Annotated in this window: 13 protein-coding genes and 1 pseudogene; 5 read left to right on the plus strand and 9 right to left on the minus strand. The window is 39.7% G+C overall.

The genetic code is table 11. The annotated features are described in order from the left end of the window. Positions 1 to 28 precede the first annotated feature (28 nt). On the minus strand, positions 29 to 1459 hold the full coding sequence (locus AR328_RS19430; RefSeq protein WP_066300285.1) for a cytosine permease: 1431 nt from the start codon (positions 1457 to 1459) through the stop codon (positions 29 to 31). A gap of 129 nt (positions 1460 to 1588) precedes the next feature. After that, positions 1589 to 2374 carry a creatininase gene (locus AR328_RS19435; RefSeq protein ID WP_066300295.1) on the minus strand — a complete coding sequence of 262 codons (786 nt, stop codon included), beginning with the start codon at positions 2372 to 2374 and terminating at the stop codon, positions 1589 to 1591. Between the two features lie 540 nt (positions 2375 to 2914). Between AR328_RS19435 and AR328_RS19440 the strand changes: the two genes are divergently transcribed. The 3 genes from AR328_RS19440 (at position 2915) to AR328_RS19450 (ending at position 6080) form a co-directional block, all read left to right on the plus strand. Next, positions 2915 to 3700 (plus strand): metal-dependent hydrolase, encoded by a 786-nt coding sequence (locus tag AR328_RS19440; protein WP_066300302.1) that lies wholly within the window; start codon positions 2915 to 2917, stop codon positions 3698 to 3700. 508 nt (positions 3701 to 4208) lie between these two features. After that, a complete protein-coding gene (locus tag AR328_RS19445) occupies positions 4209 to 4994 on the plus strand; it encodes a formate/nitrite transporter family protein (RefSeq protein WP_066300316.1) in 786 nt (261 codons plus the stop codon). A gap of 144 nt (positions 4995 to 5138) precedes the next feature. Next, positions 5139 to 6080, plus strand: coding sequence for an alkaline phosphatase (locus AR328_RS19450; RefSeq protein ID WP_066300319.1), 942 nt, complete (start codon positions 5139 to 5141; stop codon positions 6078 to 6080). Between the two features lie 104 nt (positions 6081 to 6184). Here AR328_RS19450 and AR328_RS19455 read toward each other — a convergent pair whose 3' ends face one another. After that, entirely contained in the window at positions 6185 to 7042 is an 858-nt protein-coding gene (locus tag AR328_RS19455; RefSeq protein ID WP_066300321.1) for an MBL fold metallo-hydrolase, read from the minus strand. Positions 7043 to 7235: 193 nt separating this feature from the next. On the opposite strand from AR328_RS19455, the gene AR328_RS19460 reads away from it, so the two are divergent. Continuing rightward, a complete protein-coding gene (locus AR328_RS19460) occupies positions 7236 to 8006 on the plus strand; it encodes a S1C family serine protease (protein WP_066300323.1) in 771 nt (256 codons plus the stop codon). Between the two features lie 237 nt (positions 8007 to 8243). Here the strand turns inward: AR328_RS19460 and AR328_RS19465 are convergent, their stop codons facing one another. The 5 genes from AR328_RS19465 to AR328_RS19485 form a co-directional block, all read right to left on the minus strand. Further along, positions 8244 to 9542 (minus strand): MFS transporter, encoded by a 1299-nt coding sequence (locus tag AR328_RS19465; protein ID WP_066300325.1) that lies wholly within the window; start codon positions 9540 to 9542, stop codon positions 8244 to 8246. Between the two features lie 206 nt (positions 9543 to 9748). After that, on the minus strand, positions 9749 to 10642 hold the full coding sequence (locus tag AR328_RS19470; protein WP_066300327.1) for a succinate--CoA ligase subunit alpha: 894 nt from the start codon (positions 10640 to 10642) through the stop codon (positions 9749 to 9751). Continuing rightward, positions 10639 to 11763: a succinate--CoA ligase subunit beta gene (locus AR328_RS19475; protein ID WP_066300329.1), complete on the minus strand. Its 1125-nt coding sequence runs from the start codon at positions 11761 to 11763 to the stop codon at positions 10639 to 10641. The genes AR328_RS19470 and AR328_RS19475 overlap by 4 nt, the downstream gene beginning before the upstream one ends. Before the next feature lie 18 nt (positions 11764 to 11781). Continuing rightward, positions 11782 to 13221 carry an acylating sulfoacetaldehyde dehydrogenase gene (gene sauS, locus AR328_RS19480; protein ID WP_066300331.1) on the minus strand — a complete coding sequence of 480 codons (1440 nt, stop codon included), beginning with the start codon at positions 13219 to 13221 and terminating at the stop codon, positions 11782 to 11784. A gap of 262 nt (positions 13222 to 13483) precedes the next feature. Then, positions 13484 to 14410, minus strand: coding sequence for a selenium metabolism-associated LysR family transcriptional regulator (locus AR328_RS19485; protein WP_066300340.1), 927 nt, complete (start codon positions 14408 to 14410; stop codon positions 13484 to 13486). Between the two features lie 250 nt (positions 14411 to 14660). Between AR328_RS19485 and AR328_RS22705 the strand changes: the two genes are divergently transcribed. Next, positions 14661 to 14852: a trypsin-like peptidase domain-containing protein gene (locus AR328_RS22705; protein WP_331457203.1), complete on the plus strand. Its 192-nt coding sequence runs from the start codon at positions 14661 to 14663 to the stop codon at positions 14850 to 14852. A 359-nt stretch (positions 14853 to 15211) separates the two neighbouring features. Here the strand turns inward: AR328_RS22705 and AR328_RS22390 are convergent. Next, positions 15212 to 15466 (minus strand): annotated as a pseudogene (locus tag AR328_RS22390) (DUF2397 family protein); the annotation flags it as partial. Positions 15467 to 15473: the final 7 nt, after the last annotated feature.

The raw sequence follows: 15473 nt of genomic DNA on the forward strand, positions 1-15473 counted from the left end.
TACATTTCGTTGCCCAAAAAGTGCTAAATTACATGGTCATTTTGGGATTATCATTAACAGTAAAGTCCGTAAGATCCTCAGCCGTTTCGGTAACCATAACTGGGAACTTTTTCGCGAACAAATTGCCTGCTAACATGTAAAGCAATGATGTAGCACCTAGGGAAACAAAGTAATTATAATCCAGGAACATTAAGCCAATTATTATACCTAATACATAACAAGATAGGGAAACAGGATTTATGCCGTACCAGTAGGAATATTTCCCCTTGCTGTTAAATAGATCCCCAAGACTGTATTTTCTTTTTCTGAAGTAGAAATAATCTACTATTATGATTCCTAGCGCAGGGCCACCCGCAGCACCGAATACAGCTAAAAACACGTCTAAAATTGGACCAAACTTCCACGGCTGTAAAACAAACGCAAGCACACCCACAATGACAGTGGCGGTTTTGAAATTAATTTTTTTAGGAGCAAGAGCGCATATTACATACACTGAAGGGAATAGATTTGCGGCAGTATTGGTTGATAATTGTGCTACAAATACAAACAACGCTAATATGGCGATTATTAAATTATTTCCTCCGGCGACTAGATCCGTAAGGTACGGAAGCACTTCTGAACCTGTCATGCCGGGCACTAGAACAACGGTAATTATGCCAATCATTGTAAAAAACATAAATGCAGGCGCGGACCAAATAGTGTACGAAAACAAGTGCGCTCTTGCAGATTTTTTCAAATTGCCATTTTTTATCTTACAGTCCTTAGTAAAATCGTTGAACCCCATAGCAACAGCTGCATAGCCACCTAAACAAACACCAAAGCCGTAAAGCCAGCTTTTACTTGTTCCCGCTGTACGGCCAAGATCCCAAACACTCATCAAAGTAGCATTATGAGTTTTCATCAATACATAAAACATAATGATACCAATTACGATCATCAGTGGCGCCGCAAAAGTCGTAAATCGTTCAATGCCTTTCGCACCGGATATGGTTACTAATATGAGCAGCGATGCATTAATAATGATGGCAACTAACATGTTATTGAACCCAAATACTGCTGTCATAAACATGTTTACTGCAGTTGCACCAATAAAACCGTTTAATCCAACAAAAATGATCGCAGGCATTGCTCGCACAAGTCCAACAATCTTCCCTCCGAGCGGTCCCGCTACCGCAGTTATGGTGGTGGCGAAGGAAACACCATATTTCAGTCCAATCTCCTGTGTGGCAAAGCAGGCTAAACACACTAGTATCTGACCAATCAGATTAATCCAGACAAGTTCTCCAATTGTATAATACTGAACTAAAGGGGTCATAACTAGAAAGCTTGTCACTTGTACCGCGATTCCGAACCAAATCATACCGATTCCAAATGGACCAATCGTTCTTTTGGAATACTCTACTGGAGCCAACGATTTGCTATAGAGGTCATGTTCAGATTTTGCCTGAAAATCTATCATAATATTTCCCTCCCGAAATTGTTTTCGAAAAACATCAGATCTTCCGTTGCCACCAGTGTATGAGCCCTTGATGTCGGTCTAGCATTGTGCCACCAACATCAAGGTCACGCTCACCTTCATAGAATCTGCCTAGTTCTCCTTTTCCCACCTTGAAAATTCCATATTTACAGATTCCACCAAATTTTGAGAAATCTCTTTCCATACCACTTCGCCCTTGTCCTTAGTTGCTAAAGATGCCTTCCACAGTACACCGCTCTCTGCCGTTATTCTTTTTGGTATAGGCAGCATGTCATAAAATGGGTAGTATTCTGCTTTATCATCTTTTGCCTTCGAAAAATCGACTAACTCAGGTGCCACATACATCATCACAGATGTTTCAAAAATTGAAGCATGTTCAATCCCCCACCCAGGAAATTGTCCCTCAAATACATACTCCATTGTCTCAGGCTTTAAATCACTAAAAGGAGTTTCAATAATAAGCAACTTTAAATCGGGATAATCATTTTTTCTATCTTCATACACATTGTAAGCAGCGTCATAGATAAAATTGGAATTCTCAAAATGCCAATTAAACAGGACTATTTTTCTAAAGCCTGTTCTGATAAATTCCTTCACAACGTCCATAATGACTGCGGTTAAGGTTGACCCACTAACTGATGTAGTACCTGGGAAGGTCTGCCCGCCACCAGTGCACGGACGCGAGCGAAACCCATAGCTCACAGTAGGTGCAACGATCAAGTTTGTTTCCTTTGCCACGTCAACAGCCATTCTCTCCGATAGAAGTGCATCTGTACATAGAGGCATATGCGGGCCATGCTGTTCCGTGGCACCAATCGGTAGAATGACTCCATATCCATTATCAACAGCATCCCTAACCTCCATCCAAGTCATTTGTGACATTAATCTTTTTTGCAATGATAACACTCCCTTTCTACTTTTAATTACACAATAAAGCCGGCAAAGACTACCTCGCCATTAACAGATGATGGCAAATTGAACAAGCTGATCAAAGTGCCACAATCGAACGAAGTCTTGAATAACTAAATCAATTGCATAATCTACTTCCTAAGCGATTTTGTTCACCCTCTAAACCATTGATTAGAATAAATGTAAACGCTGTCAAAAATTGGTTTTAGATCTCAGATTCGGTTGATGGAAACCTTAACCAACGCAAACTCAGTTTCTACCGTTCATAGTCAAATGAGATCAAATCGCTTATATAGCATGTATACTCGCTTTGTAATGGGACAGAACCTTTTTCTGATCTTCTTAATCCTAACGGTCCTATAAAAGGACAACAAAATACAAAAAGGCGGGCCAATATTTTTTTGAATAGGGAGAATAGTAGCAGGTTATGTTCATTTTGAAGAATGAAGCAAAAGATACATCAAAATCTCACAGTCTTCATAAATTTATTCATAGAGGATAATAATCCGCTTTACGAGGAGGCTATAAATGAAAATATTGCGTTTAGGTCATGCAATGTATGTATTGAAAAGCAACGCAGGAAAAAATTATCTGATTGACCCGTTTTTCGATTTGAATCCTGGTTTTGCAACAAAATTAGATAATGATACTTTTTATGAATCTATTGATGCCGTTTTTTTGACCCATGGTCATTTTGATCATACGAGTGGTTTGTCTAAATTAGTTCAATGTAAGCCAGATATCATGATTGTCGCTCAATATGATTTAGCCATGATACTCCTTCAAAAGGGAATGAAAAATGTTTTTCCGATTAATATCGGCGGGGGCATTTCGCTAGATGATGTTCAGGTAGCAATGGTTCAGGCTATGCATACTTCATCCTATGGCGAAACAGAGGGATTACCTGTGTATGGTGGGGAGGCGGCCGGCTATATTTTTGATTTTAAAGAGGATTATACCGTTTATCACTCTGGAGATACAGGCTTAATGCTTGATATGAAGCTGATACAAGATTTCTATCAGCCTGATATCGCCATCCTCTCTTCATCTGGCCAATTTACAATGGGACCGAAAGAGGCTGCCTATGCCGTTCAACATTTATTAGATGTGAAATATGTTATCCCAAGCCATAACTTTCCAACCGAAAAGACCGCAACCAACTTAGACTCTTATACTAAGCTAACAAAGATTTTTCCAATTGTCGGGTATATGGTGGATACAGGCAAGGAATTAGCTGAATTATTAAAGGATTATTCGAAAACGGAAGTGATCGATCTTTCTTTTGGGGATGAAAGAGAGTTTACGAGGAACTAGTTGATTGAATGAAAAAAGAGCCTAAACTGTCAATTGGCAGATTAGGCTCTTTTAATTACTGTTTCCTTTAAAAGGTTCATGTAAAAGGTTCATGCCTTCTTTTCCTCGTTTACATCGATGGTAAGGATGCCGCCAGTCTCTCTCATGGATTCAATGGCATTCTTAAATAGAATAATGAGACATTGTTGAATTTGATTTTTATCATACTTGAGCTTTAATGTGTTTTGAACACTAAATTGAATCTGAACGCAAATAGAAACAAAATCATGACTATTATAGCAATATTCCCTTGAGATGGTTACTTTTAATGAGAAATAGCCTGTGGAAGCTTATGGTAGGGTTCTCCTGTGTGAATGGAAACGGTTGGAATGCCCCTGCCTCTCGTCCCAATTCTATAATCTAGAAACCAATCATATAATAATAGAAGGAAATTTTTTTTAATAATGACAAGTTCCGACTCAATAAGTAATGGAAATACTATTTCTCATAAATGAGGTGAGCTTACAACATGGCATTCTATCCTCCAGAAAGAATAGTTAATATTGTAAGAGATTCAGGTGTTAAAAAGGTAAATTTACCGCTCCCCAGCATCCTGATCCTAGGTTTTTTGGCTGGCGCATATATAGCATTCGGTTTTCTCCTATATATTAGGGTTACAGCGGGATTTTCACTGCAAATATGGGGCTCGATTCCGGGATTTATTGGGGCAGCACTGTTTCCGCTTGGTTTGATCCTTGTCCTCGTTGCAGGTGGGGAACTCCTTACTGGGAACATCATGGCTGTAACAACCGCCTGGCTCGCTGGAAAAATAACAACCTGGCAGATTGCAAAAAATTGGACAATCATTACCTTCAGCAATTTTATCGGCGCGATTTTCATTGCCTATCTATTTGGCCACTTTCTTGGTTTAACAGAGACAGAACCATATCTTTCACAGACCATATCCGTTGCAGAGAGTAAAATTAACGAACCTTTCCATCTAGCTTTTATTTCCGGGATTGGTGCTAACTGGCTCGTCTGTCTTGCAGTCTGGCTTGCTTATGCAGCAAAAGACACAGCGGGTAAAATCCTTGGCATTTGGTTTCCAATCATGGCATTCGTTGCAATCGGATTTCAGCACGTTGTCGCCAATATGTTTATCATTCCCGCCGCGATCTTTGCAGGGTCTTTTAATTGGCTCATGTATGTGGAAAATTTTTTTGCCGTTTTTCTCGGGAATGCAATCGGCGGAGCGATTTTCGTCGGCAGCTTCTATTGGCTGGCATATTCGGGAAATGAGATAAAGAATGATTAATTCCCTAGCAGATTTGGGGTAAGAGTTTACTAGTTATTCCCACTACTTTGTTAACAATTCAGGAATCCATAAGGCCAAGCAAGGGAAAATAATTCTCGGTCGCCTGTCCCTCAGGAATTTAAAGCACCGGGGGACAGGTACTTAATGGTTGAAGAGGCTGGTAAAGCATCTGGCTTAGTCGCTACTTCAACAATTACTCATGCAACTCCTGCTGTATTTGCTTCCCACGTTGCTTCACGTGCAAATGAAGCGGACATCGCACCTCAATTGCTGGAAAATGATGTTGATGTCATTCTTGGGGGCGGGAAAAAGTATTTTCCAGAGTCCTTATTAAATGAAGCTAAAGCAAAGGGATATCAATTCGCTTCAAATAAGGAAGACCTTGCGAAAGTGAAAAAATCAAACAAGCTAATCGGGCTTTTCGCTGAAGATGGCATGGCACCAGAGCTGGATCGTGATGAGACTGATCAACCAATCCTATCTGAGATGACAGGATCAGCTTTAGATGTACTTAAGAATGATAAGGACGGTTTCTTCTTAATGGTTGAAGGCAGCCAAATTGATTGGGCAGGTCATGATAATGATGCTGCTTGGGCAATGAAGGACAGCGAAGCGTTTGAAAAGGCAGTTGAAAAAGCGGTTGAATTTGCGAAAAAAGATGGCAACACATTAGTAGTCGTTGCAGGAGATCATGATACTGGCGGCATGTCAGTCGGCGGTTATGGCAAGGGTGATGCAAAGCTAGAGGTGCTGCGCCAAGTTACAGCAACTGGCGATTTTATGGAAAGCAAACTAAATGCTGACCGGAGTAATGTTAAAGAAATCGTTAAACAATATACGAACCTTGACCTAACTGATGCGGAAGCCGGAAGAATTAAAACAGCAAAAAGTCCATCAATGGCAATAAACCAAATCGTTTCCGAGCGTGCAATCGTTGGATGGTCAAGCACTGGTCACACTGGTACAGATGTTCCGTTATATGCATTTGGACCAGGCTCTGATTTATTTAGAGGACTTCATGAAAATACTGATCTGCCTGTCTTAATGGGAGAAGCGATGAAGATCAAATTTACACCTGGAAAGTAATTTTCCCCCGAAAGGAGCTGTGGTAATAACAGCTCCTTTCTATTTGCATTGAAAATAAGTTAGAACCCCTCAAACTGGGTGTTTCATCCCTTCCAAACTTGAATTTAGTTTTCAAGTTCAAATCCATTCACAAAATACCCCAACGTTTCAAGCTCATCCTCATTCAAGTCTCGATTGACAATCGTTTGATAGGCTGCCTTAATATCATCAAATCGGCCTTCGAATTGTTCAGTTAAATTAGCAAAATTCCTTAACATTTTGGCTTCTTGCTGATATTCGTCCTTCGATACTGGTTTCCAATGAGAAAGGACGTAGGTTTCTGCATCGAATTGGTCAAGTTTATCTAAAAGCTGAAGTGTTCCTTTTACGGTCAGATTGTTTTTACTAGAATAAAGGTTAGCGTAAATCGCATCCGCTAAAAACAATATTTTTTCTTCTTTTATATACACAATCACAGAGTCTTGGGCATGATCTCCGCCAACATGCTCAATTTGACAAGTCACTTCCCCCAGGTCAATGTCTATTCTTTTATCAAAAGTTACTTCTGGCAGGGTTATCGTAATATTCCTCTCACTTCCAAACTCTTTCTTTATAGCAGTTGAGCAAAATTCAATCTCCACACCCGACTTCACCCGTTCATCTAACGCTTCATCAGTCCATTCGAACGAAACAAGCTTTTCCATCTCATCTTTCGTTTGTTTGGAAGCAATAGAAATCATGTCTAATGCGGACAGTCCAAAAATATGATCCCAATGCCAATGTGTAAGCACTACTAAACTTGGCTCTGGAATATTATTTTTTTCTAACTCGCTAAGAAAATACCTCGCATGTGCTTCGGAATTGCCAGCGTCGATCATCAAAGTCCGTTTGTCTCCAATGACCACACCTAAAATAGGCCGATCAGTCTCCGAAACAGGTGTTTGATACCAAAACCGATTACTAATTTTTTCCAATGTTTGCATTTACATTCCTCCTATTCACTATTCTTTTACATTTTTCGGTAATCATTCTGAAAAATCATTTTCCGTATTAGATTACTAAACCATAAGGCAAGCTTTATGTAAACGTTTTATTATTAGCAATTTTGTTTTGGCAATTGTATAGTAGATTTATATTTATAATAAAGTCCGAATACATAACGGGAGGATTTTCGGAATGAATCAGTTTGATAAAGACGAAATCGAGGATCAATTCGAAGAACCGCCAATAGAGGATTTCTTGCCAAATGAAGAGGATGAATGGCTAAGAGAAAGGCAGAAAAGGCGAAATTTATTTGTAAAAAGAACGATTTCGGTCGGTGTGGCGATTGCTTTATTAGTAAGCCTACTTCAAATTTGGCCGCAACTTTTTAATCTGTCATCGATAAATTTTTTACAGAAATCAGCTGAGCTTTCAAAACAGGAAGATATTCAGAAATATAAAGAAGCCGTTGTTACAGTTAACGACCAGAATTCCCGAGGAACCGGATTTAATATATCTGAAAATGGGTTAATCATTACGAACCACCATGTTGTTGATAACATGTATCCAATAACAGTCACGTTCCCAAACGGAGAAATTTTCCAAGCAACCATTTTACAATCATATCCCGACATCGATCTTGCTTTTTTACATATAGAGGGTAAACACTTACCCGCACTTTCCTTAAGTCAACCTGATACATGGATTGTTTCTGATCAAATTTATGTGATTGGCAATCCGCTTTTGCACAATCAAATTGCTATTGATGGAGAAATACTTGAGGGTTCAGATAAAAATGAAGATCTTAGGCTTTCATCACCTATTTATAACGGAAACAGCGGAAGTCCTGTTATCAATTTAGAAGGAAATGTAATTGGAGTTGTTTTTGCGATAACTACGAAGGATCAAATAGGACTTGCTATTCCTATTGAAAAGGTGCTGGAGAAGCTACCAGAAGGATATTGAATTTTTACGGCAACCCTATCAGGGAAAAGTAAAAATTGGATTAATCGAATTTTGCTAAGATGGTTGCTATTTTTTTCATTGTTCAGTTTTTTCTCATAGATATTAATAGGATTGGACTACTCCATAATCTGAGTGCCCAATCCTTTTTCAATTTCCAATATTGTAATCTTTCCATAATTAATCATATTAACATTCCAATAATTATTCAAATATATTTCAGATAGTGATCAATTTACATTATACACTTTTTACATCTGGATTTAGTGGATCGATTGGGATGTCCGTGTCATCCTCTAGCTGCTTAGAAGGATCAATCCTAAATGTGACAATAATTCCCGCAACAAGCAAGACGATAGACATGATAAAAGGTACCTGCCAGTTTCCTGAGACCGCAATTAAGAAACCGAATGCAACCGGTGACAGCATCCCTGCCACACCAAAGCCTGTATTCATCATTCCACTAGCTGTGCCTGAGTGTTTAGGGGCAATATCCATTGGAATCGCCCATAAAACAGCATTACACAATTCCAGGAAAAAGAAAGCAAGACTCATCGAAATGGCTATAAAAGTCAGATTGTGCACAAATAAGGTAGGTAATAGGAAGATGAATGAACCTGATAATCCGACGATTAATAACGATCGGCGTGCCAATTTCAAATTATTCGTCTTACGATAAATTCGATCTGATATGACGCCTCCCAACGTATCTCCGATTACTCCAGACATTAGGATTCCAGCTGCAAATAGCGCTGAAGCTTTAATATTTAAGCCGTAAGCTGTGTATAGAAAGGAAGGCAGCCAAGTTAAATACACCCATAATGTCCATCCATAGCAAAAGTCAACAAATGTAACGGGAAGAATTCTTTTGGACAGTTTTTTCCATGGTACCTTGATTTTTGCCTTTTCACTTTTCGTCACATAGGCAGGCAGTTTTTCAAGCTCCTCCGATGTCATCTTTGGGTGATCTTTCGGATTGTCTCGAAAATACCACATCCACACAACCATCCACACAAGACTGATAATACCCATTATGACAAACGATTCACGCCAGCCAAAGGCTACGATCAATAAAGCAATAAGGGGCGGTGCTACTGCATTTCCGAGCCGGGAAGCAGAATGAACAATTCCCTGCGCATATCCGAACTTTTCTTTAGGCAGCCATTGAGCCATCGCTCTCGTTGCTGTAGGAAATGCGGCTCCTTCCCCAAGACCAAGACCAACTCGTGCCAAAATGGCAGTGAACATTCCTGTGATCATTCCTGTAAATAGGGTCGTCAATGACCAAATCGCTCCAACGAAGGTCAATGTTTTACGAGGACCTACCTTATCCCCGATCCATCCGCCAAAAATCTGTAAAAATGCATAAGGATAAGCAAACGCAGATAATATGATTCCCATTTCAGTCGTGGATAGCTGGAGATCTTTTTGAATAAACGGAGCAGCCGTGGCAATATTGACTCTATCAATATATGTGATAAAATACATAGCACATAGAAGAAATAACACTTTGTTTCCAACAGTGATTTTTTTCTTCATCCCCTTGCCTCCCTAAGTCTTGTTTATGCTTCTAATCTTCCAGATCACATATTAACTCTTTTTAATTCGGACCCCTGCCTCATTATCGGCAGGGATCCGCTCAGCTTTTTCGGAACTTTTTATCATTCAGATTGACTAAATCGTATCAAAATAAATTTAAGCGCTTACATTATAATGATCGTTTTTTTTCATTTTCAATAATCGGCTCAAAGCTTGTTGCTAACTAAAATGGAGTCAAGAAGCTTTCCGACATTTCTTGGACGTTCTGCAATAAATGCACCTGCTTTTTTTAGTGCAGCAATTTTATCTTTCACTGTTCCTTTTCCTGCCGTTACAATGGCTCCGGCATGCCCCATCTTCATTCCTTCTGGTGCGGTCCTCCCACCTAAAAAGGCAACGAGCGGCTTCGTAAAGACTTTATTCTCAATTGCTTCAGCCACTTCTTCTTCCATCGTTCCACCGAGTTCACCAATCATCACAACCGCATCTGTTTCCGGGTCTTCCTGATATAATGGCAGAACTTCAGCAAATCTAGTCATTGGAACAGGATCCCCCCCGATTCCAATTAATGATGAGCAACCAAATCCTGCTCGAACGACCTCAGCTGTTACTTCATTTGTTAATGAACCGCTCCTTGTCATAATCCCTATGCGGCCAGGACGATAAACACGTTCTAGCCAATACGGGAAAAAGCCCATCATTGCCTGACCCATGGAAATAATGCCTGATGTATTGCCGCCAATCACCATGGCACCAGCCAGTCGGGCAGCTCTCCTCATCTGCATAGCATCATGCAATGGAATCCCATCACATAAAATAACTACTTTCTTAATTCCTGCATCAAGCGCTTCCATTAATGCATCCTTAGCAAATCTAGGAGGAACAAATAAGAGTGAAGCATCTACTGGAATATCAGCTACAGCACGGCCAACTGTATGGTATACAGGGACTCCTGCTGCATATTGCCCTTCCCTGCCTGGTGTTACACCTGCAACCACATTTGTTCCGTAATCAATCATATGCTGTGTCCAAAATGCACCTTCCTTCCCCGTAATTCCCTGCACCAATACTCGTGTACACCCATCTAAAATAATGCTCAATTCTTTCCACCTCCAGCTAATGCTATTGCTGTGATTACAGCTTCTTCCGTATCCGTTAGCGGATTTAGCCCCGCGCTCCGAAGAAGTTCATGAGCTTCTTCTTCTCCCGTCCCTCGAATCGCCGTAATAATTGGAAAGTCTGGCTTTAACTCTTTAATTGCATCAACAACCCCTTTTGCCATCACATCGGCTCTGGCAATTGTACCAAATGTGACAATCAGCAAGACTTTAATGTCATTTTTCATCATAATCTCCATGGCCTTCTGTGCCTTATGGTAATTAGGACCGCCAAATTCGAGATAATTAGCGACACTCCCGCCATAATCATTTACAAGGTCAAAGACCGTGTTTGTTAATCCAGCTCCTGCACACATCAAGCCGATATTGCCATCGAACTGGAGATAAGGGATTCCTTCCTGTGCCGCTTCATATTGAGCATCGTTTTCAAAATACTCCCTAGTCATAGAAAACTGTGGGTGTCGAAACAATGCATTGTCATCAATGCTTACTTTTCCGTCACCCGCTATGAAACTTCCTTCCTTTGTAATCATCAAAGGGTTAATTTCCACCAATTCCAATTCATATTTTTGAAAAACATCGTATAAGTTTAATAGAATCTTTGTTCCTTGCCCAATCATTTCCTGCTGGATGCCCAAATCGTATAGCAGACTTCTAGCTTGATAGGGTAAAAGTCCAACGGATGGGTCTACGAATGTCTTTTTGATTTGCTCAGGCATCGTTCTTGCAATTTCTTCGATATCAATTCCGCCTTCTGCACAAGCCATGATCATCGCAAATCCTGTTAAGGGATCTGCAGTGATCGACACATACAGTTCTTTCTCAATGTTAATCGCCTCTTCAATTAATAAGTACGGCATGTTTTTCGCCCGTGAGAATATTCCCTCAGCATTCTCTTGAATCGCATCCTGCTCTGTTACAAGCTTAATTAACCCTGCTTTCCCTCTTCCTCCATGAAGAACCTGTGCTTTTAATACGCAAGGAAGGCCTACTGCTTTTACCGCATTTTCAGCTTCCTCTTTATTCTCAATTAACGTCCTGTTCGGAACAGGAATTGAGCTTTCTTCAAATATGTCTTTAGCTTGGTACTCAAATAATTTCATAATCAGTATCCCTCCTCTTTAACGGCCATATTTTTGCCAATACGTACTCCACAGTTCTTCATCAGTAGGTACCACTTCTGGAATAACACGTGAAACCTTTGTGATATTCAAGAAATGCTTATAAGATAAGTTATCCCCGATATTATTTCCGGCCCATGAGCCGCCACCCATTGATAGGGTAAAATTAAGGCCGTTATTGAAGCTTCCTCCGTTCCCATATACTTGCACTTGGTTAATTAACAATCGACACACATCAATCTCCAAACCAATCTGCTCTATATGGGATTCATCAGTCGTATGCAGCCCGCAAGAGTGGCCTCTACCTTGGTATTGAAGGATTTCTTTTGTCAGCTCTAATGCTTCACTAAAATTAGCAGCCTTATAAACTGTTAAGACGACTGCTAGTTTTTCTCCAGAGAAAGGAAACTCTTTCCCGATACCCGTTTCTTTCACCATAAAAAACTTTGCATTTTTCGATTCGACACTTTCCAGGCCAGCCTCTTGCGCCAATACGTAAGGATCTTTCGCCACCGTTTTGCTATTTCGTTTTCCGTCTATCCACATGGCATCTTGAAGCAGCGTTTTCTCTTTTTCGTTACAGAGGTAGCCTCCCTCTTTTTGCAATGCGGCGATCATGTCGTCATAAACAGCGGCTTCAATCACTAACGAGTTATCATTGGAACAGCTAGTTGCATTATCAAAGGTTTTACTTAAATAAATTTTCCGGGCTGCTTCTTCAATATTGGCCGTTGCGTCAACAATCGATACAACGTTTCCAGCTCCGACACACGCATTAGGTTTCCCGGAAGTTTGGCCGTTGTACACATTATTGGCAGACCCTGTTACCGTGATGAAATCAGCCTGGCTCATTAGTTCTTTTGTAATGGCTTTGTTGACTGGCGGCGGCAAAACTTGAAAAAGGTCAAGAGGAGCACCGATTTTTTCAAATTCTTTATGAATATATTGCATCAGCAATTGACTTGTAGTTAATCCTTTTGGTGAGGGGGCAATGATAATCGCATTTCGGCCTTTTAGAGCCATCATGGCGATATTGGCTGGTGTAGCACCAGGATTTGTGGAAGGGACAACAGCTGCGACAACTCCTACAGGCTTTGCTATTTCGGTGATTCCTTTAGCAACGTCAACGTTTATAACGCCTACTGATTTGACCCCTTTTAAATCACGAAGAGTTCCAAGCGTTTTACGCCGCTTTTTCGTTACTTTGTCCTCATAACAACCCAAGCCTGTTTCCTTTAGTGCCAGTTCTGCTAATGCCTCTGCATGGCCTGGTTTGTAGATTGCCCAGGCAACTGCTTGAACCACTTCATCCACTTGTTCCTGGCTATACTCATTGAATGTTTTCATCGCTGCCCTGGCTTTTTGCATCATGTCTGAAATAACTTCCTTCACATCGGCTACATCTGCGTTTTGCACATAATCTTTTATATTCTTTGTCATACTTTACCCTCCATCCCTTTCATTTTCCTATTAAATCTCCATCCAATGTCTTCATAAGGTCTTCAGACTTAAATATTTTGGAAGCCTGCCTCCTTATGGTAATTCAATTACCTTATATTTTTCAATATATTTCAAATATTTAATATATTTTGATAATTTATTACATTTATAAAATATATTTATGAATCCAACCCTTCCCGGATCTATAAGCTTTTTCAATTCATAAAAAAAACAGACACCTGAATGTCCGTTTTTATTTCTTTTACAATTGGGATGTCTCGCCTTTCATACCGTAATAGTTATGAAGAAATGTAAGAAAGGATTTACTAGTAGATGTTAGCTTTTTCTCGTCATAAACAGTATAAAAATTTCGTTTTAAATTCATTCCCACAATCGAAAATTGCCTAAGTGTTTTCAAACGAAGTTCGTGTTGGACAGAAGCTTTAGAAATAATGGAAAAACCCATACCTGATTCGACTGCTGATTTAATAGACTGGGTGTTGTCAAGTTCAAGTATGATCTGAAGCTTTTCAGGGTTTAGCTTGTTGTGCCGCAGCTGTTCCTCAATGACCTGTCTTGTGCCTGAACCTGCTTCCCGCAATATTAAGGGAAGAGAGAATATATGATCCAAGCTGATGCATTGTTGCTGATGATCCAAATGTGGATGGGTAGATTCATTCGATGCGATAAGGATTAGCTCATCCTCAAAAAAAGGACGCTGACGATATTTTGGGTAAGTTATCATCGATTGGACAAAAGCAAGATGGATTTCGTCATTTACTAGTTTCTCAATAACTTGGTCTGAATTGTAGATTTCTAAGATGATCGTTACATTTGGATAATCCTTTTTGTATTTTCCTAAAGCATGAGGCAGGATATGCTCTCCAATAGTTATGCTGGCTCCGATGTTTAGAACTCCATAATGCGAATCTGATAGAAGGGCAATCTCCTGTTCTGTCTGATGAATGATTCTGAATATTTTCTCCGCAGAATCTAATAGAATTAGTCCTGCTGGGGTCAAATCGACTTTTCTTGTCGTCCGCTTAAAAAGTTTAACATTAAGTGATTCTTCAAGCTGCCGAATTTGCAAACTTATACTCGGTTGGGACATATGTAGTGCTTTGGCTGTTTCAGAAAAGTTTTTTTTCTTTGCTGCCATATGAAACACTTTAAGATTTTCAAAGTTCAACCGTTGTGTCCTCCCTTATCTAACACTTTCGATTTCCACATTAGCCATCTGCCCCTATTAACTAATGGTAAGTGACTACCTAAAATAATCAGACAGCTCTTTCCAATATGGACAAGTCTGACTGATTTTCTATAGTTCAATAATAGTAAGTATAGCTTTATTCAGTTCAAACATATGTTGACACCTTATATTGTAACTTATTATTTAGATAATTCAATTATTTGTTGTTGCAAATGAAATTGATGGAGAAATACTAGAGGGTTCTGATAAAAATGAGGTTCTTATGCTCTCATCCCCGATCTATAACGGAAACAGCGGTAGTCCTGTCATAAATTTAGAAGGAAGAGTCATTGGAGTTGTTTTTGCATTAACTACCAAGGATCAAATAGGACTTGCCATTCCGATTGAGAAGGTGCTGGAGAAATTACCTGAAGGGTATTAAAAGATTGATTCATCCCTTTACTAATTTTCTATTAAGTTATAGGGATGGATTAAGGATATTGGAAGAAGCATACAAGTTAGGTGAAGGAGAAGACTCGATGATCTGAATTCTTCAGGTTGTGAGAAATTTGCGGAATGTGGTTCCGTTATTTCACAAAATAACCTATATTTCATAGTGTTATCGGACTTAGGTTCCGCTAATAGGGGTCAAGCTGGGTAATTTCGTATGATTTTCATCGTTTAGCGGAACTGGTGTCCGTAAAAATATGAAAATAGTGGATTTTAAGTAAATAGCGGAATGGGAGTCCGATAGATTTTGAGAGATTAACCAGTAGGGTTCAAATATTGCGGACTTAACAAGAAAGCGACGGAAGAAAGTTTATGTGCCTCGTCTAATGATGGACAATTTGCAAACCATTTTGCTAAATGAAGATAATCATTTTTTCTGCTCCGAAAATGCTGCTGTCTTTCTCCGATACACTGTACATATCTTGTCATCCGTCGGGTCGTTTCTTTCGTTTGCCATTGTAAAACTTCTAATTCACTCTGCTTTGTCCCAGTGCCTAAAAACCATTGTCTTAGGGATTCCCAATACTCATTAAACTCAATTCTCCAACCGTTG

Source organism: Bacillus sp. FJAT-29937 (assembly GCF_001509555.1).
Taxonomy (GTDB): Bacteria; Bacillota; Bacilli; order Bacillales; family Cytobacillaceae; genus Cytobacillus.

Excerpts from the sequence above, each read along its gene's own strand:
- AR328_RS19430 (WP_066300285.1), bottom strand. The coding sequence starts at position 1,459 with ATGATAGATTTTCAGGCAAAATCTGAACATGACCTCTATAGCAAATCG.
- AR328_RS19440 (WP_066300302.1), top strand. The coding sequence starts at position 2,915 with ATGAAAATATTGCGTTTAGGTCATGCAATGTATGTATTGAAAAGCAAC.
- AR328_RS19445 (WP_066300316.1), top strand. The coding sequence starts at position 4,209 with ATGGCATTCTATCCTCCAGAAAGAATAGTTAATATTGTAAGAGATTCA.
- AR328_RS19450 (WP_066300319.1), top strand. The coding sequence starts at position 5,139 with ATGGTTGAAGAGGCTGGTAAAGCATCTGGCTTAGTCGCTACTTCAACA.
- AR328_RS19455 (WP_066300321.1), bottom strand. The coding sequence starts at position 7,042 with ATGCAAACATTGGAAAAAATTAGTAATCGGTTTTGGTATCAAACACCT.
- AR328_RS19460 (WP_066300323.1), top strand. The coding sequence starts at position 7,236 with ATGAATCAGTTTGATAAAGACGAAATCGAGGATCAATTCGAAGAACCG.
- AR328_RS19465 (WP_066300325.1), bottom strand. The coding sequence starts at position 9,542 with ATGAAGAAAAAAATCACTGTTGGAAACAAAGTGTTATTTCTTCTATGT.
- AR328_RS19475 (WP_066300329.1), bottom strand. The coding sequence starts at position 11,763 with ATGAAATTATTTGAGTACCAAGCTAAAGACATATTTGAAGAAAGCTCA.
- sauS (WP_066300331.1), bottom strand. The coding sequence starts at position 13,221 with ATGACAAAGAATATAAAAGATTATGTGCAAAACGCAGATGTAGCCGAT.